27 protein-coding genes and 3 tRNA genes are annotated in these 26,516 nt (G+C 52.4%); 20 read left to right on the top strand and 10 right to left on the bottom strand.

What is annotated here, in order from left to right; translation table 11 throughout:
* Positions 1-12 precede the first annotated feature (12 nt).
* Both rimI and AAIG26_RS19850 read right to left on the bottom strand, forming a co-directional pair.
* The gene (gene rimI / locus AAIG26_RS19855) at positions 13-453 is read right to left on the bottom strand and encodes a ribosomal protein S18-alanine N-acetyltransferase (protein ID WP_020456459.1); all 441 of its coding nucleotides are present in this window, start codon (positions 451-453) and stop codon (positions 13-15) included.
* Entirely contained in the window at positions 422-835 is a 414-nt protein-coding gene (locus AAIG26_RS19850; protein WP_343181317.1) for a DNA polymerase III subunit psi, read from the bottom strand. Before AAIG26_RS19850 ends, rimI begins: the two co-directional genes overlap by 32 nt.
* Positions 836-1,080: 245 nt before the next feature.
* On the opposite strand from AAIG26_RS19850, the gene rsmC reads away from it, so the two are divergent.
* The 4 genes from rsmC (at position 1,081) to AAIG26_RS19830 (ending at position 2,597) form a co-directional block, all read left to right on the top strand.
* Positions 1,081-2,109 carry a 16S rRNA (guanine(1207)-N(2))-methyltransferase RsmC gene (gene rsmC / locus AAIG26_RS19845; protein WP_097406935.1) on the top strand — a complete coding sequence of 343 codons (1,029 nt, stop codon included), beginning with the start codon at positions 1,081-1,083 and terminating at the stop codon, positions 2,107-2,109.
* 168 nt (positions 2,110-2,277) lie between these two features.
* Positions 2,278-2,364, top strand: a tRNA-Leu gene (locus tag AAIG26_RS19840).
* 28 nt (positions 2,365-2,392) lie between these two features.
* Positions 2,393-2,479, top strand: a tRNA-Leu gene (locus AAIG26_RS19835).
* A gap of 31 nt (positions 2,480-2,510) precedes the next feature.
* Positions 2,511-2,597, top strand: a tRNA-Leu gene (locus tag AAIG26_RS19830).
* 33 nt (positions 2,598-2,630) lie between these two features.
* On the opposite strand, the gene AAIG26_RS19825 is transcribed toward AAIG26_RS19830, so the two are convergent.
* On the bottom strand, positions 2,631-2,909 hold the full coding sequence (locus AAIG26_RS19825; protein WP_045510071.1) for a DUF1435 domain-containing protein: 279 nt from the start codon (positions 2,907-2,909) through the stop codon (positions 2,631-2,633).
* 217 nt (positions 2,910-3,126) lie between these two features.
* Here AAIG26_RS19825 and AAIG26_RS19820 point away from each other — a divergent pair, with 217 nt between their 5' ends.
* Both AAIG26_RS19820 and fhuF read left to right on the top strand, forming a co-directional pair.
* Entirely contained in the window at positions 3,127-4,191 is a 1,065-nt protein-coding gene (locus AAIG26_RS19820; protein WP_097407453.1) for a GGDEF domain-containing protein, read from the top strand.
* A gap of 102 nt (positions 4,192-4,293) precedes the next feature.
* Positions 4,294-5,082, top strand: a complete 789-nt coding sequence (gene fhuF, locus AAIG26_RS19815; RefSeq protein WP_343181316.1) for a siderophore-iron reductase FhuF — start codon at positions 4,294-4,296, stop codon at positions 5,080-5,082.
* A 43-nt stretch (positions 5,083-5,125) separates the two neighbouring features.
* On the opposite strand, the gene AAIG26_RS19810 is transcribed toward fhuF, so the two are convergent.
* Positions 5,126-6,466, bottom strand: coding sequence for a PTS cellobiose transporter subunit IIC (locus AAIG26_RS19810; protein ID WP_020456453.1), 1,341 nt, complete (start codon positions 6,464-6,466; stop codon positions 5,126-5,128).
* A gap of 339 nt (positions 6,467-6,805) precedes the next feature.
* On the opposite strand from AAIG26_RS19810, the gene AAIG26_RS19805 reads away from it, so the two are divergent.
* The gene (locus AAIG26_RS19805; protein ID WP_045510080.1) at positions 6,806-7,264 is read left to right on the top strand and encodes a YbaK/EbsC family protein; all 459 of its coding nucleotides are present in this window, start codon (positions 6,806-6,808) and stop codon (positions 7,262-7,264) included.
* 50 nt (positions 7,265-7,314) lie between these two features.
* Here the strand turns inward: AAIG26_RS19805 and bglJ are convergent, their stop codons facing one another.
* Both bglJ and AAIG26_RS19795 read right to left on the bottom strand, forming a co-directional pair.
* Complete coding sequence (bglJ, locus tag AAIG26_RS19800; RefSeq protein WP_097407451.1) at positions 7,315-7,935, bottom strand: DNA-binding transcriptional activator BglJ; 621 nt, start codon at positions 7,933-7,935, stop codon at positions 7,315-7,317.
* 11 nt (positions 7,936-7,946) lie between these two features.
* Positions 7,947-8,669, bottom strand: coding sequence for a response regulator transcription factor (locus AAIG26_RS19795; RefSeq protein WP_020456449.1), 723 nt, complete (start codon positions 8,667-8,669; stop codon positions 7,947-7,949).
* A 533-nt stretch (positions 8,670-9,202) separates the two neighbouring features.
* On the opposite strand from AAIG26_RS19795, the gene AAIG26_RS19790 reads away from it, so the two are divergent.
* The 8 genes from AAIG26_RS19790 (at position 9,203) to opgB (ending at position 16,265) form a co-directional block, all read left to right on the top strand.
* Positions 9,203-9,979 carry a threonine/serine exporter ThrE family protein gene (locus AAIG26_RS19790; protein WP_020456448.1) on the top strand — a complete coding sequence of 259 codons (777 nt, stop codon included), beginning with the start codon at positions 9,203-9,205 and terminating at the stop codon, positions 9,977-9,979.
* Complete coding sequence (locus AAIG26_RS19785; RefSeq protein ID WP_017457822.1) at positions 9,970-10,443, top strand: threonine/serine exporter; 474 nt, start codon at positions 9,970-9,972, stop codon at positions 10,441-10,443. The genes AAIG26_RS19790 and AAIG26_RS19785 overlap by 10 nt, the downstream gene beginning before the upstream one ends.
* A gap of 331 nt (positions 10,444-10,774) precedes the next feature.
* Positions 10,775-11,230: a MarR family transcriptional regulator gene (locus AAIG26_RS19780; protein ID WP_343181314.1), complete on the top strand. Its 456-nt coding sequence runs from the start codon at positions 10,775-10,777 to the stop codon at positions 11,228-11,230.
* An 82-nt stretch (positions 11,231-11,312) separates the two neighbouring features.
* Positions 11,313-11,741 (top strand): organic hydroperoxide resistance protein, encoded by a 429-nt coding sequence (locus tag AAIG26_RS19775; protein ID WP_020456446.1) that lies wholly within the window; start codon positions 11,313-11,315, stop codon positions 11,739-11,741.
* A 159-nt stretch (positions 11,742-11,900) separates the two neighbouring features.
* Entirely contained in the window at positions 11,901-12,440 is a 540-nt protein-coding gene (gene dnaT / locus AAIG26_RS19770; protein ID WP_097407449.1) for a primosomal protein DnaT, read from the top strand.
* A 2-nt stretch (positions 12,441-12,442) separates the two neighbouring features.
* The gene (gene dnaC / locus AAIG26_RS19765; protein ID WP_020456444.1) at positions 12,443-13,180 is read left to right on the top strand and encodes a DNA replication protein DnaC; all 738 of its coding nucleotides are present in this window, start codon (positions 12,443-12,445) and stop codon (positions 13,178-13,180) included.
* A gap of 75 nt (positions 13,181-13,255) precedes the next feature.
* A complete protein-coding gene (locus AAIG26_RS19760) occupies positions 13,256-13,753 on the top strand; it encodes a DUF2501 domain-containing protein (protein ID WP_020456443.1) in 498 nt (165 codons plus the stop codon).
* A 223-nt stretch (positions 13,754-13,976) separates the two neighbouring features.
* Complete coding sequence (gene opgB, locus AAIG26_RS19755; protein WP_343181313.1) at positions 13,977-16,265, top strand: phosphatidylglycerol--membrane-oligosaccharide glycerophosphotransferase; 2,289 nt, start codon at positions 13,977-13,979, stop codon at positions 16,263-16,265.
* Positions 16,266-16,268: 3 nt separating this feature from the next.
* On the opposite strand, the gene AAIG26_RS19750 is transcribed toward opgB, so the two are convergent.
* The gene (locus AAIG26_RS19750) at positions 16,269-17,081 is read right to left on the bottom strand and encodes a GNAT family N-acetyltransferase (protein ID WP_343181312.1); all 813 of its coding nucleotides are present in this window, start codon (positions 17,079-17,081) and stop codon (positions 16,269-16,271) included.
* Positions 17,082-17,166: 85 nt separating this feature from the next.
* Complete coding sequence (gene tsr, locus AAIG26_RS19745) at positions 17,167-18,837, bottom strand: methyl-accepting chemotaxis protein (protein ID WP_097407445.1); 1,671 nt, start codon at positions 18,835-18,837, stop codon at positions 17,167-17,169.
* A gap of 349 nt (positions 18,838-19,186) precedes the next feature.
* On the opposite strand from tsr, the gene btsT reads away from it, so the two are divergent.
* The 3 genes from btsT to yjiA all read left to right on the top strand — a co-directional run bounded on the left by btsT (position 19,187) and on the right by yjiA (position 22,690).
* A complete protein-coding gene (btsT, locus tag AAIG26_RS19740) occupies positions 19,187-21,340 on the top strand; it encodes a pyruvate/proton symporter BtsT (protein ID WP_020456439.1) in 2,154 nt (717 codons plus the stop codon).
* 179 nt (positions 21,341-21,519) lie between these two features.
* Positions 21,520-21,723, top strand: a complete 204-nt coding sequence (locus tag AAIG26_RS19735) for a YbdD/YjiX family protein (RefSeq protein WP_007373011.1) — start codon at positions 21,520-21,522, stop codon at positions 21,721-21,723.
* A 10-nt stretch (positions 21,724-21,733) separates the two neighbouring features.
* Positions 21,734-22,690 (top strand): GTPase, encoded by a 957-nt coding sequence (gene yjiA, locus AAIG26_RS19730; RefSeq protein WP_343181310.1) that lies wholly within the window; start codon positions 21,734-21,736, stop codon positions 22,688-22,690.
* A 45-nt stretch (positions 22,691-22,735) separates the two neighbouring features.
* Here yjiA and AAIG26_RS19725 read toward each other — a convergent pair whose 3' ends face one another.
* Complete coding sequence (locus AAIG26_RS19725) at positions 22,736-24,106, bottom strand: NAD-dependent succinate-semialdehyde dehydrogenase (protein WP_343181309.1); 1,371 nt, start codon at positions 24,104-24,106, stop codon at positions 22,736-22,738.
* 450 nt (positions 24,107-24,556) lie between these two features.
* Here AAIG26_RS19725 and AAIG26_RS19720 point away from each other — a divergent pair, with 450 nt between their 5' ends.
* Together AAIG26_RS19720 and AAIG26_RS19715 are read left to right on the top strand one after the other, a co-directional pair.
* A complete protein-coding gene (locus AAIG26_RS19720) occupies positions 24,557-24,658 on the top strand; it encodes a SymE family type I addiction module toxin (protein ID WP_160271541.1) in 102 nt (33 codons plus the stop codon).
* 221 nt (positions 24,659-24,879) lie between these two features.
* Positions 24,880-25,395 (top strand): VOC family protein, encoded by a 516-nt coding sequence (locus tag AAIG26_RS19715; protein WP_343181308.1) that lies wholly within the window; start codon positions 24,880-24,882, stop codon positions 25,393-25,395.
* Positions 25,396-25,397: 2 nt separating this feature from the next.
* Here AAIG26_RS19715 and AAIG26_RS19710 read toward each other — a convergent pair whose 3' ends face one another.
* The gene (locus AAIG26_RS19710; RefSeq protein ID WP_343181307.1) at positions 25,398-26,501 is read right to left on the bottom strand and encodes a M20 peptidase aminoacylase family protein; all 1,104 of its coding nucleotides are present in this window, start codon (positions 26,499-26,501) and stop codon (positions 25,398-25,400) included.
* Between the last annotated feature and the right edge of the window lie 15 nt (positions 26,502-26,516).

Raw genomic sequence — 26,516 nt, 5'->3', positions numbered from 1 at the left:
TACATCACCTTTTTAAATTGCTAAAGCCATCACTATCGCGTCTTCACGCCCATTGGCAGTGGGGTAATAGTTACGGCGAATGGTCGCTTCGTTAAAACCTAAACTTTCGTACAGTGCGATAGCGCCAACGTTAGAGGCGCGGACTTCCAGCCACAGCGTCAGCACGTCGCGAGCTTCCAGTTCATGAATCAGATGTTCCAGCAACTGACGCCCCAACCCTTTACGCTGCCAGGCCGGATCAACGGCGATGTTAAACAGCGTGGCTTCATCAAGCACCACCTGGGTAATGGCAAATGCGGCCATTTCATTCCCGACCATCAACCGGTAGTTGAGATAGCGTTCGCCCTGATTACTGGCCAGCGTTTTTTCGCTCCAGGGGAAGGCATGCGCCCGTGTTTCTATTTGGTATGCGCGGGCTAAATCAGCCGTGCTGAGGGAAGAAATCGTGTTCATGTTCGCAGATTTGTTGCCATAACGCGGCGCGAGCCGCAGGATTTGTGCGTAGCTCATCAACCGACGGCGTCGCAACCTGAGCACCCGCCAGCGCCTGCTGCGCTTCAACACCCAACCACCAGCTGTTGCACTGGCTTTCGGGCGGTAGCATGGCGACACGATCGGGCGTCAACTGGAGGACTTGATCTTCTGTCACGGTTAGCGCGCGCAGCACATCGCTGACCAACGGATCGCTCAGCATCGGCAAAGTTGGTGAAACCATCACCAACCGGATATGCGCGGGCAGCGAAATAGCAATTTCCCCCTGCAGCGCCGCCGGGCGTCGCAAGGTCCACTGGGTAATACCCAGTTGCTGTAATTGCCAGTCGCGTCGGGAAGTCATGGTGAAACACTCCTGTATCAGGCGCGCAAATATAACAAACTCGACGAAATTGCGCCATCAACACGCAGCCAGTAAAGACGCAACGCGTAAGATAACGGGCATACACAAAATCATTCATACTACGCCGAGGCGGCAAGAATGAGGCTCCCGTGGAGATTAACCGGGGGATGAAGACGCAGCCAACAAAGAGGCAGTTTGAAGGATAACGTGTATAATCGCCGCCTGAATTTAAAGAGGAACCATTCATGTCTGCTTATACCCCGGCAAGTGAAGTCTTGCTGCGCCACAGTGATGATTTCGAACCAAGCCGTATTTTATTTGCCGGCGATTTGCAGGATGACCTGCCCGCTCGCCTGGACACCGCTGAAAGCCGTGCCTGGACGCAACAATTCCATCAGTGGCAGACCTTAAGCCCGCAGATGGGTGAACACGCCCGTTATAGCCTGGTCGCCGATAGCGAGACCGTCGGTAACAGCGACACGCTTATTTACTACTGGCCGAAAAATAAACCGGAAGCCCTGTTTCAGTTGATGAACCTGCTGTCGCTACTGCCAGTGGGCAGCGACATTTTTGTGGTGGGCGAAAACCGTAGCGGTGTGCGCAGTGCCGAACAGATGCTGGCTGAGTTTTGTCCGCTGAATAAAGTCGATAGCGCCCGTCGCTGTGGGCTGTACCACGGTCGTCTTGAGAAGCAGCCGCAGTTCGATGCGAACAGTTTCTGGGGCGAATACATGCTGGATAACCTGACGATTAAAACCCTGCCGGGCGTATTCAGTCGCGACGGTCTGGATGTCGGTAGCCAGCTTCTGCTGTCGACGCTTACGCCGCATACCAAGGGGAAAGTGTTGGATGTGGGCTGTGGCGCGGGTGTGCTCGCAACGGTCCTGGCCAGCCATTCGCCGAAAGTGCGCCTGACGCTGTGCGATGTTTCCGCCCCGGCGGTAGAAGCCAGCCGCGCAACGCTTGCGGCGAACGGTTTTGAAGGTGACGTTTTCGCCAGCAATGTCTTCTCGGAAGTCACGGGTCGCTTTGACATGATCATCTCCAATCCGCCATTCCATGATGGTTTGCAAACCAGCCAGGAAGCCGCACAAACGCTGATTCGCGGTGCGGTACGCCATCTGAACAGCGGTGGCGAGCTGCGAATTGTTGCAAACGCCTTCCTGCCTTACCCGGATGTGTTGGATCAAACGTTCGGTTTCCATGAAGTCATTGCGCAGACAGGCCGATTCAAAGTGTACCGTACGGTAATGACGCGCCAGGCGTTAAAATAACCCGCAGGCCCGGTGGAATCCTTCATCGGGCAAATTTCACCACCTCGTCACGACGCGCCCATTTTTACAGCGATCAGCCTCAGTCTGTGCAATTAACTATTGACGAAAAGTTGAAAACATCTAGAATGCGCCTCCGTGGTAACGATACTTCAAGAGTATCGATGGTATGCGAAGGTGGCGGAATTGGTAGACGCGCTAGCTTCAGGTGTTAGTGTCCTTACGGACGTGGGGGTTCAAGTCCCCCCCCTCGCACCATAAACCACGTTGATATCGCTCGCACTGTGCGAAGGTGGCGGAATTGGTAGACGCGCTAGCTTCAGGTGTTAGTGTTCTTACGGACGTGGGGGTTCAAGTCCCCCCCCTCGCACCAACGAGGCGATATCAAAAAGTAAGATGACTGTGCGAAGGTGGCGGAATTGGTAGACGCGCTAGCTTCAGGTGTTAGTGTCCTTACGGACGTGGGGGTTCAAGTCCCCCCCCTCGCACCAGATATCTTATTCTCTCCCTGTATTGCTCCCCTGTTACATCATCATCTTTAGATTCAATAGCATCAGCATCATTGCGCCAACCAGAGCAACGCCTGAAGGCAATAAAATAAAATGGCGTAAACGCTTATGGTAAAGCATGGCGGGTGTCAGTAATAAGCCCAGAACAATCACCATTCGCCACGCATTGGCTGATAAATCCGCCAGCATCAGCACAGCAACAATCACTCCAGGCACCACAATTCCCCAGCCACTTCCCAGCGCTCGCTGCAACATGGTTTCATCTCTCAAATCGATAATGATAACCAATATCATATGATATCTTTTCTCAATTGTCAGCCTGCGGTCATACGGTCGTATGAAGATTACTCATCATCTAATGACAGTCATTCAGGAAGGTGATAAATTAAGCGCTGCTTAAATCTAAATCCAAATCACTAATTTTTCGCAATGACAGTTTCATTGCGTTACTTCTTTTTTCCTTTGACTCATAGCGCAGTAGTATATTACGGATAAATAACGATTTTTAGGTATGACATTACAAACCTGGCAATCTCTATGTAATAAGAGATATCGATTGTCCCTACGACTCTTTTTACTGCTCAACGCAATCTCAGCTTTGTTCTCTATTGCTCTGCCGCTCTACAATCAGCGCGCGTTCACGTTTCCCGTGTGCGCTATCTTTGCGGCGAGCATTGTGCTGCCCGTCTGGCAAAAGTGTTATCCAAAAACAAAAATCAATATCACATTCATCTCACTTATATTTGGCTGCCTGTGGGCATGGCATGTGATAACCAAAGTCAGGTTACTTAATGACAACGCCTCTACCTACCTGCTTATAGCCTTGTTGAGCGTGCTTTTTATCGGCTCAATCGCTTTTTCAAATAACATTGTCGCCTTTTTGCTGCACTCTTTGCCGGTCTTCGTGACATGTCTGTGGTTTAGCGAAGGGGAAAGCGCAATCAGGCTTATTTACACCTTTGCGCTGCCAGTGTTGGGGATCTCTATCCAGCATGCGATCCAAAAACGTAACGATAGTTTTGCCCTTGCGCTGATGAACCGCCTGATGCAGGAGCGCAAAACGCTAAACGATCTGAGCATGCTTGACCCACTAACCGGCCTGTACAACCGTCGTGGTTTGCAACACAAACTAGATAACTTGCTGGCCGTTGATGAGAGTTCGCGTTTCGTACTGCTGCTCGATATTGACCACTTCAAAGCCTACAACGACCACTACGGACACATGATGGGTGATCAGGCGCTTATCCGTGTTTCCGCTGCTTTACGCGACGCCGTGCGTTCCCGTGATATCGTCGCGCGCTTTGGCGGCGAAGAGTTTATGATCCTGCTGAATAACGTTGATGTTGAGCAGGCTCGCCTTACCGGAGAGCGCATCCGCCAGAAAGTGTACGATTTAAAAATCCCGCATATGTTTAACGAAAGCGTCGCCACAAACGTCACGATCAGTATCGGGATCGCGCCACTTGTCGATCACGATATTGATGCGGCGCTTTCGCTCGCCGATAAAGCGTTATATGAAGCCAAACATTTAGGCCGTAATAACATTCTGGTGAGTGGCGAGCTGCGAGTCGCCTGAGGCGCGCTCAGCGCTAACTTTTCGATAAAAATGTTGCTATCGATTTTACCTCTGGCTAGGATTGGCAATCATTATCATTTAGATTTGCTATCGGCTGGCGCTATGACCTATCGCACCGCATCGATCACCGAAAACATTATCTGGCGAAGCCGACTCACCGATGAGCGTGATTCGCTGGCAAATGCCATGCGGGAAACCATCGCCAGCACCCGTGAGTATTTGCTCGATTTTATTCGTCTGAATGAACCCGCGCCGTACCAAGCAATGACACTGGCTGAGTGGGCGCGCCCTGCCGCATTACAGTCACTTATCGCCACCTACTCCGATCATATTTACCGCAACCAGTTGACGCAGCAACGTGAAAACAAACCGTTGCTATCGTTATGGGCGCAGTGGTATCTCGGGCTGCTGGTACCGCCACTATTATTGACGTTGCTGACGCAAAAAAGCGCCACTAGTCTCTCCCCGGAACATTTTCATGCCGAGTTCCATGAAACCGGCCGCGCCGCGTGTTTCTGGATTGATGTGCAACGGGATAATAAGTTGTCGTCATGCGACGACGCGCAGCGTATATGTGCATTAACGACGCAGGCGATCCTCCCGGTAGTTCAGGCGCTGGAAGCCACCGGCGATATCAACGGTAAACTTATCTGGAGCAATACCGGCTATCTGATTAACTGGTGCCTGGGGGAACTCATCCCAAAACTAGGTGAAACGCGTGTTGCCGCACTTCGCCAGCTTTGCTTTTTCGAAAAGCAGCTCGCTGACGGCAGTGATAACCCTTTGTGGCGCACAGTTGTTCTGCGCGACGGCGCTCTGGTGCGTCGCACTTGCTGCCAGCGCTATCGCCTGCCCGATGTTCAGCAGTGCGGTGACTGTACGCTGAAATAAGCAGAGGGCGATAAATCGCCCTCTTCGTTTTTATTCGACACCATCACGCAACCTGCTTATCTTCCTCTGCGCGTTGTGCCTCTTCAGCTTCCTGTTCCAGCAACTGTTTCTCATACACTTTGAAGAACGGGTAGTAAATTATCGCAGACACACAGGCCAGCAGAACGACAAGGATCGCCGCGCGGAAATCCCAACCTAACGCCCATGCACCGCCAATCGGCGCTGGCGCTGTCCAGGGTACGACCGAGATGACGCGGCCAATCAGATCCAGTTTCATTGCCGCCCAGGCAATAATTGCATTAAGAGTCGGAGCCAGCAGGAATGGGATAAAGAACACAGGGTTCATTACGATGGGGGTACCGAAAATAACCGGCTCGTTGATGTTGAACAAACTCGGTACCACGCTCAAACGCCCGATCGAACGCAAATGCACCGAGCGGCTACGCAAGTAGCAGAACACCAGTCCCATGGTCGCCCCGGATCCGCCAATCACAATAAAGAATGTCCAGAACGCTTCCATAAAGATATGCGGTAACGGCGCACCTTGCGCCAGCGCACTCTGGTTAAGCCCGAGGTTCGTTAACCAGAACATCTGCAGCATCCCGGAAACAATCGCCGCACCATGAATACCCGCAAACCACAATAAATGGCCGATGATCACCGCCAGCAAAATCGCAGGTAGCGAGTCCGCCGCCGCCACCAGTGGTTTGAATAGCGCCATAATGGCTTGCGGAATTAACATGTTGAACTGCGTCTGGATAAGCAGGCTCAGCGGATAAAGGGTAAGCACCACGACCAAAACCGGGATCAGCAAATCAAAAGAGTTTTTGATCATTGGCGGTACCTGGTCTGGCAAACGGATGCCTATATTGTGCGCTTTCAGAAAACGCATCATTTCAACGCAGTAAACAGCCACCAGGATCGCGGTAAAAATACCGGTACCGCCCAGACTATCAACTGGTAATGTGCCGTTGGTTTTCGGTGCTGCGACCAGTAAAAAAGCCATCAGCGACAACATCGCGCACATAAACGGATCCAGCTGATGCGACTTCACATAATGTTTACCGAGATTGTAAGCAATCGCCGCACAGATATAGATAGACATAATGCCCATCGTCATATCAAAAGGCGTAAGGATCCGCCCTTCATACTGCTTCGCCAGATCCAGCCATGTCCGGGCAAAACCCCAGGTCGTATCTGGCGAAAATGGAGGGTATGCAAATACCAGCAAGAATGAGCCCACTATCATAAACGGCATCGCGGAGATAAAACCGTCGCGAATCGCCATAACATGACGCTGGGAAGAGATGCGTCCGGCTACCGGACTGACATAATTTTCTATAAACCGGAAAATAAGATTAAACGCAGCATGGTTGGCAGACATAGTAGATCTCCTATCAGGCTAACAAAGTAAGCGCATCAGCAACCGTTCTGCCGTGCAGCGATCCATGTTTTTGACGTGAAACCATGCAGGTTTTCGAACCAGCATTACAGCAAAGTTGAGTAGGTTTCATAGACGGCTCTTTTTTAATTTTATGAACAGAGGGAAATGACAAAATGAGTATTAACCCGGCTTGTTAACACTGCAACCGGTTACTGTAACCGGTTTCCGCGATTGTGAAGAGGATCGAGAATCTGGCAGTAAGATGTTTGTTATGCCCGGTTATTTACACGCACAACAGGCTTATGACAGATTAATGGCGGTCATTTGCTGGAGAACATCATGAGCTTGCAGTCCGTACGGCAGTTCTTTGCCGATAACGCCCCCGACATCGATATTATTGAACTTAACCAAAGTACAGCGACCGTGGCACTCGCCGCCGCCGCGCATAATGTCGAACCAGGGCAAATCGCAAAGACACTGTCGTTAAAAGTGAAAAACGAAGTGATATTGGTCGTCGCGAAAGGTGATGCACGCCTTGATAATAAAAAACTAAAAAATACCTTTGGCGCGAAAGCCCGAATGCTAAGCAGTGATGAGGTCGTCACCATTACCGGACATCCAGTCGGTGGCGTCTGCCCGTTTGGGCTGGAAAACCCGTTGCAGGTATATTGTGACGTGTCGTTAAAACGCTATCAGGAAGTGTTACCGGCCGCGGGAGCAATTCACAGCGCAATTCGTATTTCTCCCGACAGAATGGCGGAATTAACACACGCGAAATGGATTGATGTGTGTCTGTAGTTGCCTAACAAAGCGCCAGGGATAGCCTGGCGCAGTTCCCAAAAAAACGTTTACATTAACTCCGATGCGGCCCGCGCGCAGGGCGGCTTCCATGTCAGAATATCCGCCGCATCAAGCAAACCGACATCTGATGTGACCCCCAGCTTTGCCATTGCGTTGAATTTATGCGCCCGAATAGTTTTCACATTACGATCCAGCTGTGATGCAATTTCGGCAACAGAAAACCCGCGCGTCATGTAGTCCAGAATTTCCCTTTCTGTCGGGCTGAGCATACGACACTGGCTCACATACCAATGGTTAATCATGTTTTCGTTAATGCGCCGCGTTTCCCCAAACAACGTGACCAACTCCTCCAGTAGCACAGCAAGGGGGGATGATTTACTTAATATCCCGTGCAACCGTGAGGGTGAGAGATGCCCAACCAGCCGCGCTTCACGGTTATCTCCTGCTAATACAATGCGTTGCATTCCTGGATGAGAAAGGGAGAGTAAATGCAGACACATCAGGCATTCCAGCCGTTCTTTCCGTTGACCAAAAAGGGAATAGATGACGGAAAAAAACGAAGTCTGTTTCAGCGCCTGCCGAAACGCCGAATGATCTTTAAAAAAATAAAATTGATAGTGATTAATAGCAGATTCATCAAATAAATGTCGTAGGCCCTCCCCGCTCATTATGCATTTTTCTATGATGGCAACATTTCCCTTCTTCCTGGTATTTTCCATTCATTATGCTCTCCGTCCGCCGTACCAAAATCCAGCTGTTTCATTCCCTGACTGCTATTAATCCATGTATATAAATCTGCATTACTACGTAGTGATAACCGCCGCATTGCGCTATTTTTTTGCGCACTGACTGTTTTATTACTTTTTTTAAGCAGCGTGGCAATTTGATTAATCCCCCATCCTTTTCCAAGGAGGCGTAACACTTTGCGCTCAGACAACGTTAACATTGCGTTCGAAAAAGAATTGTCGGTGTGTTTATGCCATCCTGAAGTCAATAAGGTTTGGCTTATATTCTCAACATTCTTATGCCCATTACGAATGGCGTCAATTACGCCCTCTATCGGTTCGACATCGGCCAGCAAGGTCGTTTGGGGCTGCATAAGAAGCTCAGCAGCCACAGGGTAGAGGCTGCGCGAAACGAAGAATAGCCAGCGTGCGTTATCGCATTGAGGAAACAGTGAATAATATTGCTGACAGCTTTTTCTTGCATAACGCTGCTCCCCTGATAAGTCAGTGATTATCAATCTGGCGCATTTTAATTTAAGCAGTGCAACCTCTTCCACTGATGAATAATAATTGAGTGCATATTCCGGGAAATGTCGCTCAAGAATGCCGCCAATCCCGACCCTAAGTATCGGTGTTTTGCTGATGATAATCCCCTGATTGCCGTCTCTCGATAGCATAAAACCTCCGCTTCCATTTGCGCGTTCTATCAACCTTATTTATAAGTATTTACTCAGTTAATACTCATATTGCGTAAAGTAGCAGCACCGTTTTGATGCGGCCGCCATAAAATTGGCACAATTTATGAATGGGAATAAATATAATGTACTGAATTATAATATCCACAAGTAGCGTGTCAACATTACACAATGCGCATTAAAACATCCGATACATTATTAATAATAAAATAAGAAATTTAAAACAGTCGGCACATATTGAGATAAGATAAAAGCAATCATCTTAAATAATATATAAGATCTTATTAACGCTAACTTCATCATTATTCTCAGCTAAACAGAAAAAAATCTGCTGTTTCTTTTCTGTTATTACTTCATTCTTAACATGCGATAAGCTCTCCTTTTGAACATGAACAAGCGTGATTTAATGCACAATTCTTGATCTTTCTTAGCGCCATCCAGCCGGTGTCCTGTGCTAAAAATAGGCTTTCCGCTCCACCCTTCGTGAGCGCCAGTGCAACAATACCAGGGTAATCATGCAAACAGACCAGTCATCACAGCGTGCCATTACGCGGCTGTGCATTCAGTGTGGCCTTTTTTTGTTACAGCACGGCGCAGAGAGCGCGCTAGTTGAGGAGCTTTCAACGCGTCTGGGACTGGCGCTGGGTATGGACAGTGTTGAAAGCTCGATTTCTTCCAATGCCATTGTTCTTACCACGATTAAAGACGGAATGTGCCTGACATCAACCCGTAAAAATAGCGATCGCGGCATTAATATGCACGTGGTGACGGAAGTTCAGCATATTGTCATTCTCACTGAACATAAGTTATTGGATTGCAAAGACGTCGAGAAGCGCTTCGCTCAGGTCAAACCCTTACGCTACCCGCGCTGGCTGGTCACGCTGATGGTGGGTCTCTCTTGTGCCTGCTTTTGCAAGCTCAATAACGGCGGCTGGGATGGTGCTTTTATAACTTTTTGCGCCAGTAGTGTCGCGATGTATGTCCGCCTTGTGCTGGCAGGTCGCCACTTACACCCGCAAATCAACTTTTGTATCACCGCTTTTGTTGCCACTACGGTTTCCGGCTTGATGCTGACGCTGCCCGTTTTTCTGCAATCATCCACCGTTGCGATGGCCGCCAGCGTTTTACTTCTGGTACCGGGGTTTCCGCTGATTAATTCGGTTGCCGATATGTTTAAAGGACATATCAATACGGGCCTTGCACGCTGGGCTATCGCCAGCTTATTAACGCTTGCCACCTGTATTGGTGTGGTAATGGCAATGACATTGTGGGGATTACGCGGATGGATGTGATTTTGTTCATCCTGGCGCTGGCGCAGGATATGTTACTGGCGGCCATCCCTGCCGTTGGCTTTGCCATGGTATTTAACGTGCCGCACCGCGCTCTACCGTGGTGCGCACTGCTTGGCGCGATTGGCCATGGTTCGCGCTTCGCTATGGTGCACTGGGGATTCAATATCGAATGGTCGACTTTTGCCGCCTCAATGCTGGTCGGCTCGATTGGCATCCACTGGTCACGCTGGTATCTGGCGCATCCGAAAGTCTTTACCGTGGCGGCGGTGATCCCTATGTTTCCGGGCATTTCCGCCTATACTGCAATGATTTCGGCGGTCAAGATCGGCCATTTTGGCTACAGCGAAGAATTGATGATTTTGCTGTTAACGAACTTCCTGAAAGCATCATCGATTGTCGGCGCACTCTCTATTGGCCTGTCGATTCCTGGGCTGTGGATTTATCGCAAACGCCCTCGCGTATAAGGTCAGTTCTTCCGCCACGAATTCCGCCTCTAATGAAGCGCGAATTCCGTGGTGGCAATGTTGCCACAGGGCTTACTGCTATTGCGTAACGTGCTGCGTAATTCCATGAAGCAGCTGGGATTCTTCCTCAAAACAGCGATTTACCAAACACACTAAACAATGTTCATTTTCACGTGATCGACAACATTTGCGCCTTCGCAATTTTTTGCAAAGTCCCGGCTCTGGTCGCGAAGCGCCATTATGATGCTGATACGGCAGGCAAATTTTTGTGCGCATACTTTTTCGAAAAAATAACTTGCAATAAAATCGCGTGCTATCTATATTCAATCTCATGAAGAAGACATCGACTCCAACCGTGAATGCGCAGCTCGCGTTAGATAACCAGTTTTGTTTTGCACTGTACTCAACAAATCTGGCGCTGCATAAGCTCTACCGGCAGCTCCTCGCGCCGATGAATCTCACCTACCCGCAATATCTGGTGATGCTGGTGCTGTGGGAGAAAGATGACATCACGGTGTCGGAAATCGGCGAGCGCCTGTTTCTCGACTCCGCCACGCTGACGCCGTTGCTGAAGCGTCTGGAAAGCGCCGGGCTGATTCGTCGTCAACGTTCGCGCCAGGATGAACGCCAGGTGGTGATCACCCTAAGCGAAAGCGGGCGTGACTTGCAGCAACAAGCGACGTCGATTCCAGAAGCAATCGGCTGTGCAATGGCTTGTGATAGCGCAACGCTTGCCGATATCAAGCAGCAACTGGAAAGGCTTCGCCAACAATTTCAACGGGCATAATCTCCCTTTATAGGGAGTTTATTCCCAGTAAAATATAGCACACTATTTTATAGCAAACACTTCAGATAATAAGGAACCTGCCATGTCTTTAGAAAAAGTTGTTTACACCGCCAAAGCCAAAGCAACCGGAGGCCGTGATGGTCGCGCAACCTCTTCCGACGGCGTACTGGATGTCAAACTGGGCGTGCCGAAAGAAATGGGCGGCGCTGGCGGTGAAGTTACTAACCCGGAACAGCTGTTTGCTGCGGGTTACTCTGCCTGCTTCCTCGGAGCGATGAAATTTGTCGCCGGTCGCGACAAAATCGCCATGCCGAAAGATGCGTTTATCGAAGGCGAAGTGGGTATCGGCCCTTTGCCGACCGGCTTTGGTATTGAAGCAAAACTGAATATCCATCTGCCGGGGATGGATGCCGCTGAAGCCAAAAAACTGGTCGATGCAGCACACATTGTTTGCCCCTATTCCAACGCCACGCGTGGCAACATCGACGTTACGCTGAATATCATTGCGTAACGCAAAAAAGCCAACGTTTTGGGAAAATCACAAGCCGGGGAAACCCGGCTTTTTCACGCTGTTCTGCCCTTGGCGCTCCCTGTGTTACTATGTGTGATTATGCCTGTGCGAAAAAACACAGTGCGCCGTATCCGTAGTAATCCTGTTTGAGAACGCGTTATGTCTTCCAGAATCCTGACGCCGAATGTCATTGGTATTGATGAATTTGTGCGCGATCCTGCCTGCGTGCTGGCACGCACGGAAGGCGGCGCCATCGCCGTTTTTGCCAATAATAGCCCCGCGTTTTACGCTATTACGCCGCAGCGCCTTGAACAACTTCTGGCGCTCGAAGCACAGCTTGCGCGCCCGATGAGCGACATTTCGCTCGATGCACAATTCTATGAAGAACCAGCCGCCGCGCCGGTAAATGTGCCAATGGGCAAATTCGCCATGTATGCGGGCTGGCAGCCGGATGCTGACTTTCAGCGCCTGGCGGCGATGTGGGGCATTGCGCTGGCGCATCCCGCCACGCCGGAAGAGCTGGCCTCGTTCGTGGCTTACTGGCAGGCCGAAGGCAAAGTTTTCCATCACGTCCAGTGGCAGCAAAAACTGGCGCGCAGCCTGCAAATAGGCCGTAGCAACCAGAACGGCGCGGCAAAGCGGGATATTAACGCCCTGTCCGAACCGGATAATCAAATCCCACCAGGTTTTAGAGGATAACGATGAAAAACGTCGGCGAATTGATGAAGCGACTGCAAAAAATGATGCCAGCCAACACCAAGCCTGCTTTTAAAACCGGCGAAGAGTTGATGGCGTGGCAGAAGCAACAAGGCGAAATCCGTTCGGCGGCGCTGGAGCGCGAAAATCGCGCCATGAAAATGCAGCGCACCTTCAACCGTTCCGGCATTCGTCCCCTGCACCAGAACTGCTCTTTCGATAACTATCGTGTTGAGACGGAAGGCCAGATGCGGGCGCTGAGCCAGGCACGGCAATATGTAGAAGAGTTCGACGGTAACATCGCCAGTTTTATCTTTTCAGGCAAACCCGGAACCGGCAAAAACCATCTGGCAGCGGCTATCTGTAATGAACTGCTGTTACGGGGTAAATCGGTGCTGATTATTACCGTTGCCGACATTATGTCGGCCATGAAAGAAACTTTTGGCAACAAGGAAAACAGTGAAGAGCAGTTGCTCAATGACTTAAGCAGCGTTGACCTGCTGGTGATTGATGAAATCGGTATGCAGACGGAATCCCGCTACGAAAAAGTGATTATCAACCAGATTGTCGATCGCCGCTCTTCGTCCAAACGCCCGACAGGCATGCTGACCAACAGCAACCTGGAAGAGATGAATAAGCTGTTGGGCGAACGCGTGATGGACAGGATGCGTCTCGGCAACAGCCTGTGGGTGATCTTCAACTGGGAAAGTTACCGCAGCCGCGTCACCGGTAAAGAGTATTGAGAGTTTTCCCATCCGTGGCGCGCCCGCGCCCGGGTGTATACTGGCCGCCTTTGTTGATACCAGGATCTGCTCTCGATGAAATTCCTCCAACACCTCCTTTGCAGCGCCGCACTCGGTAGCGCGCTGCTTACCGGCTTCGCACAAGCCGCCTCCTGGCAGGATACGCTTTCCAGCGCCGCCAGCGAACTCAGCCAGAAATCGACTACATCTCAATCCCAGCAAGGGGGTCTTTCACTCTCCTCCCTGACGGGTCTGCTTAATGGCGGTAACCAGGCGCTCAGCGCTGACACCATGAACAATGCGGCGGGCGTGATGAGCTGGTGTGCGAAAAATAAGCTCTCCAGCCTGACCAACACCGAAAATGTGAAAAACCAGGTGCTGGATAAACTGGGTCTGGGTGCCGCTCAGCAGAAACAGGACACCAATTATCTGGAAGGGATCCAGGGCATGCTGAACACCAAAAACGGGGAACAGCTGAATCTGAGCAACATCGGTAGTACGCCGCTGGCGGAAAAAGTGAAATCCAAAGCCTGCGATATTGTCCTCAAGCAGGGCGTTAACTTCCTCTCCTGATATCCCGCCGCGTTCAGTCAGAGCGCGGCGTTATCCTTCCCCGCTTTACCGAAACGCCGCCAGTGCGACGGCTATCACTATTACGCCTTTCTAAACCAATTCTGAATAAGTACGCCACAGAGTGACACTACAATTGCAGATATGTGACATGAACATTAAATTATACGCCCTGTTACAAAAATTAATGGCCAGCAATATGCCTGGCGTTGATGAGGAATAACGGTTGTCCGAGTTGCTCTCTATCGCGCTGTTTCTTGCCTCTGTGGCTATCTATGCCTGGAAAGCGGGCCGTAATACCTGGTGGTTTAGCGCCACCCTGCTGGTGCTGGGTCTTTTTGTCATCCTGAATATCACCCTTTACGCCAGCAATTATTTTACCGGCGACGGCATCAACGACGCGGTGTTATACACCCTGACCAACAGCCTGACAGGCGCGGGGGTCGGCAAATATATGCTTCCCGGCGCGGGGTTAGTATTAGCGCTGGTAGCGGTGTTTTGCGCGCTCGGCTGGGTGCTGCGCCGTCGTCGCCATCTGCCACACCATTTCGGCTATAGCTTACTGGCACTCGCACTGGCGCTCGGTTCGGTGGACGCCAGCCCGGCGTTCCGCCAGATAACCGAGCTGGTAAAATCCCAGACGCGTGAAGGCGACCCTGACTTCGCCACTTTTTATAAAGTACCGGCAAAACAGATCGCCAACCCCAAACTGAACCTCGTCTACATCTACGGTGAAAGTCTTGAGCGCACCTATTTTAACGAGGAGGCGTTTCCCGGCCTGACGCCGGAACTGGGCGCGCTAAAAGAAGAAGGCATTGATTTTAGCCATACCGAACAGCTACCCGGCACCGATTACACCATCGCCGGCATGGTCTCTTCGCAGTGCGGCATCCCGCTGTTCGCGCCGTTCGAAGGCAACGCGTCGGCCTCCGTTTCCAGCTTCTTTCCGCAGAATCTTTGCCTTGGCGACATCCTGAAAAATTCCGGCTACGAAAACCACTTTATTCAGGGCGCTAACCTGCGTTTCGCCGGGAAAGATGTGTTTTTAAAATCCCACGGCTTTGATTACCTGACCGGTGCAGAAGAGCTGAAAAACGAGGTCGCGGACCCGCATTACCGTAACGACTGGGGTTTTTATGACGATACGGTGCTGGATACCGTGTGGAAACAGTACGAGGAACTCTCTCGTTCCGATAAACGCTTTTCGCTGTTTGCGCTGACGGTGGATACCCACCACCCGGACGGTTTTATCTCGCGCGGCTGCGAACGTAAAAGTTATGCCTACGATGGCAAGCCGAACCAGTCATTTAGCGCGGTAACCTGCAGCCAGCAAAATATCGCCGCGCTTATCAACAAAATCAAAGCGTCGCCGTGGTTTAAAGACACGGTGATCGTGGTGTCATCGGATCATCTGGCGATGAATAACACCGCGTGGAAATACCTCAACAAGCACGATCGCAGCAACCTGTTCTTTGTACTGCGCGGCGATGAACCGCAGCAGGATATCTCCGGTATTAAGCGCAGCACCCTCGATAACGGCGCAACCGTGCTGGATATTCTCGGCGGCGATAATTTCCTCGGCCTTGGTCGCAGCAGCCTCTCCGGGCAGTCGCTGTCGGGTATTTTCCTCAATATGAAAGCGAAAATGCTGGCGTGGAAACCGGATATTATCCGGCTGTGGAATTTCCCGAAAGAGATGAAAGACTTCACCATCGATACGGATAAACAGATGGTGGCGTTCTCTGGCAGCCAGTTCCGTTTGCCGTTGCTGGTGCGGGTATCGGATAAAGTTGAACCGCTGCCGGAAAGTGAGTATTCCGCACCGCTGCGCTTCCAGCTGGCGGATTTCGCCCCGCGCGATAACTTCGTCTGGATCGACCAATGCTACAAAATGGCGCGTTTATGGTCGCCGGAACTGGCGCTTTCTACCGACTGGTGCGTCTCGCAGGGGCAACTGGGCGGCGAACAGCAGGTCCAGCGTGTCGACAACGCGCAGTGGAAAGGGAAAACCGCGTTTAAACAAACGGTGATCAGTAGCGATCGCTACCAGAAAAACGTCGATACCCTGAAGATCCTCGACGATAGCATTCGTTACAAGGCCGACAGTTTTGTCTTTAACGTGGCGGGCGCGCCGGAGGAGATAAAACAGTTCAGCGGCCTCTCTCGTCCGGAAAGCTGGGGGCGCTGGTCGAATGCCAATCTGGGCGAAGAAGTGGCGATCGAATATAACCAACCGCTGCCGGAACAGTTCGAGCTGGTGATCACCGCCAAAGCCTTTGGCCCGAATGCCAACCGGCCGATTCCGGTGCGCGTTGGCGATCAACAACAAACGCTGACGCTGGGTAATGAGCTCAGCACCACCACGCTGCACTTTAGCAATCCGTCTCACAGCAACCGGCTGGTCATTGTGCCGCCGGAACCGCAATCGACCAATGAAGGCAATATTCTTGGTCATTCGCCGCGTAAACTGGGTATTGGTCTGGTGGAAATCAAAGTGGTGAACCGTGAAGGCTGACCGCTACAGTTCCGCTTTCATCTCGTACTGGCTGATGGCCATAGTGGCGTAGCCCGCGCGCTGGAACAGGGATGAAAAACGCTCTGGCACCGCCACGGTGGTGCCAAGCGCCGAAAAGTGCTGGTTCAACGCCTGCAGCAACTCGCAGGCAAACCCTTTGCGCCGGTACTCTGACTCCACATAAATAAACCGCAGCAGGGGTTTACCACCGAGGGTGGAAACCAGCGCATAAGCATGTTTGCGGTACTCGAACGCCCGCGCCGGCAGCGATACCGCAGTGAGCGGATCCACCTGCCACGGCAGCCGGTCATGGCATTCACTTATGGAGCTGCGCACCACTTCCAGCGGATCGCGCGCCTGTAACGTGCAGTTCTCTTCAGCTACATCCTCACGGCCCTGGTAGCCAAACAGCGGCTGAACGGTGGCAAACCCCAGCGCATGATAAAGGGCGATACCGGCATGATTATCGCTCATAACTTCCAGCCACATCTGGCGAACACCTTTCGCACGCAGCCCCGCCATCAACGACGGCAATATTTGTCTGCCCACGCCCTGGCCGCGAAATGGCGGGCAAATCGCAAAGGCCGCCAGTCGGGCACAATCACCACGCCGGGCGATCAAAGCCACAGCGGCAGGCGTATCGCCCGCCAGCCAGACGCAGGAATCGACGAGGCTTAAACCTTCGGCAAGAAAGCGTTGTGCAAAAACATCGGGCGGCAGAGAAAACGGAACGCGATAGCCTTCAAAACAGGCACCGGTGATAGTGGTCAGCGCTTCGCAACTATAGTGGATGGCAGGAACAGCGACGAGGTTCATAAGGCTTCTCCGCGACATGATGCAATGAGCATAGCATGGTGAAGCGGGAGAAAATGCGCCCTGTGTGACAGGGCGCGAATAACGATTAGAAGGTTTCCCAGTTCTCGCCCGCGTCGGTCGCGGCTTTACGCGGCAGCGCGGTTGCAGGTTCCGCTTTCACAAAACTGGTTGGCGTTGCGCCAGCGTTTTTACGCTGGTCCTGCATGATGCGGAACACAGAAACGGCCTGCGTCAGGCGGCTGGCTTGTTCTTCCAGCGCTGCCGCAGCGGCGGCAGACTCTTCCACCAGCGAGGCGTTCTGCTGGGTAACGCGATCCATTTCAGCAACGGCCAGACCAACCTGGTCAATGCCGCGGCTCTGCTCATCGGAGGCAGAGGCAATTTCGCCCATGATGTCGGTAACACGCGTAACGGCGTTAACGATCTCATCCATGGTTTCACCGGCGCTTTCCACCAGCGTGGACCCCACTTCAACGCGGCCCACAGAGTCCTCAATCAGGCTCTTAATTTCGCGGGCAGCCTGGGCGCTGCGCTGTGCAAGGTTACGTACTTCACCCGCAACTACCGCAAAGCCGCGACCCTGTTCACCCGCACGCGCCGCTTCGACCGCAGCGTTAAGCGCCAGAATGTTAGTCTGGAAGGCAATGCCGTCGATAACGCTGATAATATCTGCGATTTTCTGCGAACTGGCGGTAATATCGCGCATTGTCTGCACCACGTTATCCACCACTTTACCGCCTTTTTGCGCGGTCTCGGACGCGCTCAGCGCCAGGTGGCTTGCCTGACGGGCGTTTTCGGCGTTCTGTTTCACCGTGGCGGTCAGCTCTTCCATGCTGGCTGCAGTCTCTTCCAGAGAAGCGGCCTGCTGTTCCGTACGGGACGAAAGGTCGTTGTTACCTACGGAAATTTCGCTGGCACCGCTGTAAATGGCGTTGGCACCGTTACGGACATCGCTAACGGTACGCACCAGTTCGCTTTGCATATGGCGCAGGCTGTCTGCCAGCACGCCCATTTCGTTGGAGCCGTGCACTTCAATGCGCTGCACCAGATCGCCACCGGCAATATGGCGGATATTGTCGATCAAGTGGTTGAGCGGCTTAATCAGCGCCCCTTTAATCCCCACCCAGACACAGACGATCACCGCCAGTACCACGATCAATACGGTGATAATCACCCACACCGCAGAACCGTAGGAGCTTTCGCTGTCGCGAACCGCTTGTTCATACAGGCTGTCGTTCTGCTTCAAGTAGTTAACGTATTGTTTCTCAAAACCATCCTGATAACTCTGGGTCGGCTGGTCAAAGAAGTCATTGATCTTACCGGCACCCAGCAACTGGATCAGCTCCGCCAGGGCGTTGTGGTAGATATCGTAGTTACGTTTGATCTCTGCTGCGGCTTCTTCGCTCTGGCGCGGATCGCGCGGCAGCGCCTGGTAAGCATTCCAGTTCGCTTCCGCCTGTTTCAGTGAGGTGCTGGCAATCTGCATCAGATCCGACACGGTTGCGCCGCTGCCGATATTGCTCTGATCCATCATGTAGCGGATACCCGCGCGGTTAAGGGTGTTACGGGTTTGCAGCAGCGCAACCCAGCTACCGTTCAGTGTGGATTGCTGCTGGCGAATGGTTTGTAAGACGGTGAAGTTTTCTTTGTCCTGTTTCAGCGCGTTGAAGAACAAGCCGCCGGAAGTGAGTTGTAACAAGCCAAATAAAGCCAATACCAGCAACAAACTGGTCACAAGTTTAATACGAGTCAACATGTTTTCTCTTTCCCTATAAACAGATACCAGGTTTTCGGCCTGGCATAGGAAAACTTTATGGTTTAACGTGCTATTTTTTCGCCAGTTATACATGGATTACAACCCGGCAGAATTCGCTCCCTTCCTTGCAAGACAACGACTTAGCGTGACATACATCACAGTTCAGCCAGCGTTTTCCCGCCCTCAAAACCGCTTATGACGCATCCGTTACCGCTCACCGCCTTTTTCTAACCACTCAGTCAAATCGCTGCCGATTCGCGCGCGTAATTTGCCATCATGAATGCCAGCATTTCAGCCAATTCAACATTTCAAATCCCATTCACTGTTTCTGTTAAAAACCAGGTCTGATATGGATACTAAAAAATTACTCAAGCACATACCCTGGGTCATCCTCGGGATAATCGGTGCTTTTTGTTTATCCGTTGTCGCATTACGCCGTGGCGAGCATGTCAGCGCGCTGTGGATCGTGGTTGCGTCCGTTTCCGTTTACCTTGTGGCCTACCGCTACTACAGCCTTTACATCGCCCAGAAGGTGATGAAACTCGATCCAACCCGTTCCACGCCGGCGGTAATCAATAACGACGGCCTCAACTATGTGCCGACCAACCGCTACGTGCTGTTTGGTCACCACTTTGCCGCTATCGCCGGCGCAGGCCCGCTGGTAGGTCCGGTACTGGCCGCGCAAATGGGCTACCTGCCGGGTACATTGTGGCTGCTGGCGGGCGTGGTGCTGGCCGGTGCGGTGCAGGACTTTATGGTGCTGTTTATCTCTTCACGCCGTAACGGCGCGTCTCTTGGTGAGATGGTGAAAGAAGAGATGGGCCGCGTGCCGGGCACCATCGCGCTGTTTGGCTGCTTCCTGATTATGATCATCATCCTCGCGGTACTGGCGCTGATTGTGGTGAAAGCGCTGGCGGAAAGCCCGTGGGGTGTCTTCACTGTCTGCTCCACCGTGCCGATTGCCCTGTTTATGGGTATTTATATGCGCTTCCTGCGCCCGGGACGCGTTGGTGAAGTCTCGGTTATCGGTATTGTGCTGCTGGTGGCCTCCATCTGGTTTGGCGGCGTTATCGCGCACGATCCTTACTGGGGCCCGGCGCTGACCTTTAAAGACACCACCATCACCTTTGCGCTGGTGGGTTACGCCTTTGTCTCTGCACTTTTACCGGTGTGGCTGATCCTCGCCCCGCGCGACTACCTGGCGACCTTCCTGAAAATCGGCGTGATCGTCGGTCTGGCGCTGGGCATCGTGATCCTCAACCCGGAACTGAAAATGCCTGCGGTGACGCAGTACATCGACGGTACTGGGCCACTGTGGAAAGGTGCGCTGTTCCCGTTCCTGTTTATTACCATCGCCTGCGGCGCGGTATCTGGCTTCCATGCCCTGATCGCGTCCGGTACCACGCCGAAACTGCTGGCTAACGAAACCGACGCACGCTTTATCGGTTACGGCGCAATGCTGATGGAATCCTTCGTTGCAGTGATGGCGCTGGTTGCCGCCTCCATTATCGAACCAGGCCTCTACTTCGCCATGAACACACCGCCAGCAGGGCTGGGCATTACTATGCCGAACCTGCATGAGCTGGGCGGTGATAACGCGCCGATGATTCTGGCGCAGCTGAAAGATGTCACCGCGCACGCAGCGGCGACCGTCAGCTCCTGGGGCTTTGTGATTTCGCCGGAGCAGATCCTGCAAACCGCGAAAGATATCGGCGAGCCGTCCGTACTGAACCGCGCTGGTGGCGCACCGACGCTGGCCGTTGGTATCGCGCACGTGTTCCACAAAATCATCCCGATGGCGGACATGGGCTTCTGGTACCACTTCGGTATTCTGTTTGAAGCGCTGTTCATCCTCACCGCACTGGATGCCGGTACGCGTGCGGGCCGCTTTATGCTGCAGGATCTGCTGGGTAACTTCGTGCCGTTCCTGAAAAAAACCGACTCGCTGGTAGCCGGCGTCATTGGTACTGCGGGCTGCGTGGGTCTGTGGGGTTATCTGTTGTACCAGGGCGTGGTTGATCCGCTGGGCGGCGTGAAAAGCCTGTGGCCGCTGTTCGGTATCTCTAACCAGATGCTCGCGGCCGTCGCGCTGATGCTGGGCACCGTGGTGCTGGTAAAAATGCAGCGTACCAAATACATCTGGGTCACCGTGGTTCCTGCCATGTGGCTGCTGCTGTGCACCACCTGGGCGCTGGGTCTGAAACTGTTCAGCACCAACCCACAACTGGAAGGCTTCCTGTATATGGCTAACCAGTACAAAGAGAAGATTGCCGCCGGTGGCGGAGATCTGACCGCGCAGCAGATTGCCAACATGAACCATATCGTGGTGAACAACTACACCAACGCCGGGTTGAGTATTCTGTTCCTGGTGGTGGTGTACAGCATCATCTTCTATGGCATCAAAACCTGGTTGCAGGTGCGTAACAACACCGTGCGTACCGACAAAGAAACGCCGTATGTACCGGTGCCGGAAGGCGGTGTGAAAACCTCTTCACACCACTAAACCAGTTGCCGGATGACGCTACGCATCCGGCATATAACGCGTGATGATGTAACCACTTTTGAGGGTGGTTACATCTGTTTCGCAGGCGTCATTGGCGCAGCCAGGTTGAACACTGCCCGTTCAAAATGGCAAGCAAAATAGCCTGCCTCTGCGGGCTTCACATATATCTGAGAAGAATGATGTTTGGTAACTTAGGCGAAGCCAAAAAATACCTCGGTCAGGCGGCAAAGATGCTGATTGGCATCCCGGACTATGACAACTACGTTGATCATATGAAAACCAACCATCCGGATAAGCCGTACATGACTTACGAAGAGTTCTTCCGCGAACGCCAGCAGGCGCGTTACGGTGGAGACGGTAAGGGCGGTGTCCGCTGTTGCTAAAGGAGAATCTATGACCCCGATTGCAGTAACGTTGTTGACCGGTTTTCTCGGCGCCGGCAAAACCACCCTCTTACGCCATATCCTCAATGAGCAACACGGCTACAAAATTGCCGTTATCGAAAATGAATTCGGCGAAGTGTCTGTTGACGATCAACTGATTGGCGATCGCGCCACGCAAATAAAAACCCTGACCAATGGCTGTATCTGCTGTAGCCGATCCAATGAGCTGGAAGATGCGCTGCTGGATCTGCTCGACAGCCTCGATCGTGGCGATATCGCCTTTGATCGGCTGGTAATTGAGTGCACCGGCATGGCCGATCCGGGGCCGATCATTCAAACCTTTTTCGCCCATGAGATCCTTTGCCAGCGATATCTGCTGGATGGCGTCATTGCGCTGGTCGATGCGGTACATGCCGATGAGCAGATGAATCAGTTCACGCTGGCACAGTCGCAAGTGGGTTATGCCGACCGTATTCTGCTGACCAAAACGGATGTCGCAGGCGAGTGTGAAAAACTGCGCGAACGCTTAAGCCGCATCAACGCCCGCGCCCCGATTTATACCGTGACGCATGGCGATATCGAGCTGGCGCAACTGTTTAATACCAATGGTTTTATGCTGGAAGAGAACGTGGTGGTGGCAAAACCACGCTTTCACTTTATCGCCGACAAGCAAAACGACATCAACTCAATAGTGGTCGAGCTGGATTACCCGGTGGATATCAGCGACGTCTCCCGCGTAATGGAAAACCTGTTACTGAGCTTTGCCGAAAAATTGCTGCGCTATAAAGGCATGTTGTGGATCGATGGCGAGCCAAACCGCTTACTGTTCCAGGGCGTACAGCGCCTTTACAGCGCAGACTGGGATCGCCCGTGGGGCGACGAAGCGCCGCACAGCACGCTAGTGTTTATTGGCGTACAGCTGCCGGAAGACGAGATCAGAGCAGCATTTGCAGGTTTGAAGAAATAACGCCTGCGGCTTCCCCCTCCGGCGAGGGGGAAGAAAGATTAAACATTACTGGCGTACCACCACCAGCTTCTGATTCACAAACTCTTTGATACCTAAATCAGACAGCTCGCGACCAAACCCGGAGCGTTTCACCCCGCCGAATGGCAACTCTGCAGCGGTATCCGTCAGCCAGTTGATATAGACCATGCCGGTTTCAATGCGTGACGCCATCTGTTTGGCACGCTGAATGTTGCGGCTGAAGATGGCTCCGCCAAGGCCATAGTGTGAATCGTTAGCCAGGCGTACCGCTTCTTCATCATTATTCACCACATAAATTTGCGCCACCGGGCCAAAGAACTCGTCAAAATAGGCCGGGTTGTCGCGCGTAATGTGCGTCAAAATGGTGGGTTCGAAGAAGTTGCCTTCGCTGTTCGCTGGTTTGCCGCCAAAGTGCAGTTTTGCCCCGTTTTGTACCGCTTCACTCACCTGTTTGCTCAATGTATTGAGCGCCTCTTTCGAGGAGAGCGGACCAAGTGTGGTGCTTTCATCCAGCGGGTCGCCCATTTTCACCTGCTGGAAAGCCTCGGTGAACTTACGCAGGAACTGATCGGCAATATCCTGATGAATAATAAAGCGTTTCGCGGCGGTACAGACCTGCCCGGCGTTCGCCAGACGCGCTTGCACACCAGTCTCAACCGCTTTTTCCAGATCCGCATCGTCCAGCACGATAAATACGTCGTTACCGCCAAGCTCCAGCGTCGATTTCTTGATGTGTTTCGCCGCTTGCGCCGCCACCGCGCTACCGGCTTTTTCCGATCCGGTCAACGCTGCACCTTGCACACGCGGGTCGGCAATGATTGCCGAAACCTGATCGGACGAGATAAACAGGTTCGTCCACGCACCTTCCGGTGCGCCCGCTTCGCGCACCAGCTGCGCAAAGGTTTCTGCGCACTGCGGCACGATGCTGGCATGTTTACAGATAACCGAGTTACCGGCAGCCAGATTTGGTGCCAGTACACGCATCAACTGATAGTAAGGGAAGTTCCACGGTTCCACCGCCATGATCACGCCGATCGGATGATGCTCCACCCACGCCTCTCCCAGCGCCGTTTCATACTTAACGGGCGCCAGGAATTGTTTCGCGTTATCCGCGTAGTAACGGGCTATCTGCGCGCAAATCTTCACTTCGCTGCGGCTCTGCTCAATTAACTTGCCCATCTCCCGGCTGGCGATTTTCGCCAGGTCTTCCTGCTGGTTTTCCAACAGATCGGCAAGTTTATGCAGTATCGGCAACCGCTGTTCAATATTTCCCTTAGACCAGGACGAGTGATACAGCGCATCGGCCTGGCGCAGCGCGACCTCGATATCGGCATCGCTATGATTGGGATACTCTTTAATGAGCTGGTTGTTAAAAGGATTCACTGTCTGGTAAGCCATATTTGTCTCCTTATTTACCGCTTAGGGTAATAAGGGTAGTAAAAACGACCGGGCCTGAAAGTAAAGTTGGGTATATACAGACGTTTCTGATGCAGAAAATAAAAAGTAAATAGTGCTTTTATAAATGGCACTAACATTAAAGCTGCAGAAGCATTAGTTATAATAAAAAATAAACATCCTCACTTTATTTTTCCGGACTTCATTGCATTACTTTTCAGTCTATTTACATGTGGATTTTGACTTTATTTCCTGGTGTTTGGTACCTGTTTTGAGTGTGAATGCGTTGGCGCACATCCGCACCGCTAATCACAATCTCTATTGACAAGGAATAGTGGTCATGACTGTTTTGCAATCTCTATGGTTTATGTTGAATCAGCCCTCTTTAAAAAAAATAAATTTAACAGTCGGTTAAGTGACAACTCATCCAAAAAAACATTGTAATCTCCGGCAATTCGTTTAGTGGGTGACTGGCTGGAGAAAGCGGGTTTTAAAATCGATGCGAAGGTAGGTATTAAGGTTACGAACGGCTGTATTACTATCGCCGCAAAATAATTCCCCCCGAGCATCTAATCGGGGCCCTGATTATATTGAGCAATATTATTCAAACAATCCAGTATCAGTGTCGATATCGGTAAATACCGCGACTCTCTATCTTTATTGATGCAATAAATTAAAAAAAATAACTACCACCGAAATGTTTTTCACGACTAACCAGCAAAAACACTCCACACATCTGTTCTATGCTTTAAAAAGAGCCATTAACAGGAGGGAACATGAGCATTCGCGGCATCGATCATATTGGTATCACCGTCCCGGATATTGAAGAGGCGACCCGTTTTCTGATTGACGCGCTGGGCGCGGAGCTGATTTATCAATCCGTCGCGCCAGAAGATAAGAATCTTGATAACGAGGCGCAGCAAAAAACGTTACGCCTGGTGCCGGGTACGACGATCACATCCATACGCATGCTCAAACTTCAGCATGGCCCCGGCATCGAACTCTTCGAAATGCACGGGCCAGACCAGCGCGAGCCGCTGCGGGCCAGCGATTTTGGTCTGCAACATTTTGCGGTCTACAGCGATAATATCGACGCTGCGCTGCAACGCTTTAATACAGCGGGCGGCGAGGTATTTACCACGCCGCAGCCGCTAGGTTTTCCCATGGAGGAAGGTGCAGGCAATTGTTTTTGCTATGGCCGTACGCCCTGGGGCAGCATCGTCGAGTTTATTACCTGGCCCACGCCGATGCCCTATGAACAGGAGACCACGCTGCGCCGCTGGAAGCCATAAAATCAGCCCAGCACATCCTGCACGCAGGCTTTAAACACTTTCACACCGAGCGCCAGCGCGTCGCGGTCAAAGTGCATGTCCGGGTGATGCAGACCCGGCATCAGGTTGGCACCGAGCCCCCAGAAACCGCCTTTCACCTGTGGGCGCAGGCGCAGGTAGTGGAAAAAGTCCTCGCTGCCGGGTGTCGATTTTGGCGCGGTCAGCCCGGTATCGCCAAACACGCTGCGGATGGCGCGGGAAAGCACCCCGGTTGCCTCGTCATCAATGATCGCCGCAGGCATCTCTTTCAGAATGCGGATCTCAGCCCGTGCGCCGTATGCCGCCGCACTGCTTTCAATCGCGCGCAATACCTGCGGTTTTAACGCAGTCATGGCTTCATTTTCCGCCGCACGCAAATCCCAGCACACCAGTGCTTTATCAGGAATTGAGTTGGTCACCCCGGCGTCACAGAGAAAGCGCGTCGCTTTCGCGCTCCAGGTGAGCGATGGCGCAAGATGAATGCCGTTTACCGCTTGCACTGCGTGGGCGGCGGCGTCCAGCGCGTTCACACCTAAGTGGGGCCGCGCCGCGTGCGCCGCTTTGCCGTGGAACACCACTTCCACCGTGGCAGACGCCGAGTAATACATGGCTGGCACCGCCTGGCCCATCGGGCACTCTTCCAGCGGACGCAGGTGGAAACCAAGCAGCATGTCGACATCGTCCAGCACGCCAGCCTCCGTCAGCGCAATCGCCCCGGTACCCAGTTCCTCCGCGGGCTGGAAGATGAACTTCAGCTTGCCTTTTTTTACTACTCCTTCGGCGATCACTTCCTGCGCGGTGGTCAACACCACCGTGGAATGCCCATCGTGCCCACAGGTGTGGCGCGCGACATGCTCACCGTCAATGATATGCCCGAGCGCATCCATATCGGCGCGTAGCGCCAGCACTGGCCCCGGTTTACCGCTGTCCAGCACCGCGACAATGCCGGTCGTGTTATTGACCTGGCGCATGACCTGATAGCCCGCCGCCTCCAGTACCCCGGCGATATAAGCAGAGGTTTTATACTCTTCGAACCCGAGTTCCGGGATCTGATGCAGGTAATTAAAATGCTCAAGTGTGCGTGACATGTCTTACTCCTTGGT

The organism is Kosakonia sp. PSU_27 (assembly GCF_039409795.1).
GTDB lineage: Bacteria > Pseudomonadota > Gammaproteobacteria > Enterobacterales > Enterobacteriaceae > Kosakonia.
This window is presented reverse-complemented; position numbering and strand designations above follow the sequence as displayed.

Coding starts and splice junctions, on each gene's coding strand:
- rsmC (WP_097406935.1), top strand. CDS start 1,081: ATGTCTGCTTATACCCCGGCAAGTGAAGTCTTGCTGCGCCACAGTGAT.
- AAIG26_RS19750 (WP_343181312.1), bottom strand. CDS start 17,081: ATGAACCTCGTCGCTGTTCCTGCCATCCACTATAGTTGCGAAGCGCTG.
- AAIG26_RS19790 (WP_020456448.1), top strand. CDS start 9,203: ATGCAAACAGACCAGTCATCACAGCGTGCCATTACGCGGCTGTGCATT.
- AAIG26_RS19760 (WP_020456443.1), top strand. CDS start 13,256: ATGAAATTCCTCCAACACCTCCTTTGCAGCGCCGCACTCGGTAGCGCG.
- bglJ (WP_097407451.1), bottom strand. CDS start 7,935: ATGAGCGGGGAGGGCCTACGACATTTATTTGATGAATCTGCTATTAAT.
- AAIG26_RS19780 (WP_343181314.1), top strand. CDS start 10,775: ATGAAGAAGACATCGACTCCAACCGTGAATGCGCAGCTCGCGTTAGAT.
- AAIG26_RS19795 (WP_020456449.1), bottom strand. CDS start 8,669: ATGCTATCGAGAGACGGCAATCAGGGGATTATCATCAGCAAAACACCG.
- AAIG26_RS19805 (WP_045510080.1), top strand. CDS start 6,806: ATGAGCTTGCAGTCCGTACGGCAGTTCTTTGCCGATAACGCCCCCGAC.
- yjiA (WP_343181310.1), top strand. CDS start 21,734: ATGACCCCGATTGCAGTAACGTTGTTGACCGGTTTTCTCGGCGCCGGC.
- AAIG26_RS19715 (WP_343181308.1), top strand. CDS start 24,880: ATGAGCATTCGCGGCATCGATCATATTGGTATCACCGTCCCGGATATT.
- btsT (WP_020456439.1), top strand. CDS start 19,187: ATGGATACTAAAAAATTACTCAAGCACATACCCTGGGTCATCCTCGGG.
- AAIG26_RS19820 (WP_097407453.1), top strand. CDS start 3,127: ATGACATTACAAACCTGGCAATCTCTATGTAATAAGAGATATCGATTG.
- dnaC (WP_020456444.1), top strand. CDS start 12,443: ATGAAAAACGTCGGCGAATTGATGAAGCGACTGCAAAAAATGATGCCA.
- tsr (WP_097407445.1), bottom strand. CDS start 18,837: ATGTTGACTCGTATTAAACTTGTGACCAGTTTGTTGCTGGTATTGGCT.
- AAIG26_RS19775 (WP_020456446.1), top strand. CDS start 11,313: ATGTCTTTAGAAAAAGTTGTTTACACCGCCAAAGCCAAAGCAACCGGA.
- AAIG26_RS19725 (WP_343181309.1), bottom strand. CDS start 24,106: ATGGCTTACCAGACAGTGAATCCTTTTAACAACCAGCTCATTAAAGAG.
- fhuF (WP_343181316.1), top strand. CDS start 4,294: ATGACCTATCGCACCGCATCGATCACCGAAAACATTATCTGGCGAAGC.
- AAIG26_RS19710 (WP_343181307.1), bottom strand. CDS start 26,501: ATGTCACGCACACTTGAGCATTTTAATTACCTGCATCAGATCCCGGAA.
- dnaT (WP_097407449.1), top strand. CDS start 11,901: ATGTCTTCCAGAATCCTGACGCCGAATGTCATTGGTATTGATGAATTT.
- AAIG26_RS19785 (WP_017457822.1), top strand. CDS start 9,970: ATGGATGTGATTTTGTTCATCCTGGCGCTGGCGCAGGATATGTTACTG.
- AAIG26_RS19810 (WP_020456453.1), bottom strand. CDS start 6,466: ATGTCTGCCAACCATGCTGCGTTTAATCTTATTTTCCGGTTTATAGAA.
- AAIG26_RS19735 (WP_007373011.1), top strand. CDS start 21,520: ATGTTTGGTAACTTAGGCGAAGCCAAAAAATACCTCGGTCAGGCGGCA.
- AAIG26_RS19850 (WP_343181317.1), bottom strand. CDS start 835: ATGACTTCCCGACGCGACTGGCAATTACAGCAACTGGGTATTACCCAG.
- rimI (WP_020456459.1), bottom strand. CDS start 453: ATGAACACGATTTCTTCCCTCAGCACGGCTGATTTAGCCCGCGCATAC.
- AAIG26_RS19825 (WP_045510071.1), bottom strand. CDS start 2,909: ATGATATTGGTTATCATTATCGATTTGAGAGATGAAACCATGTTGCAG.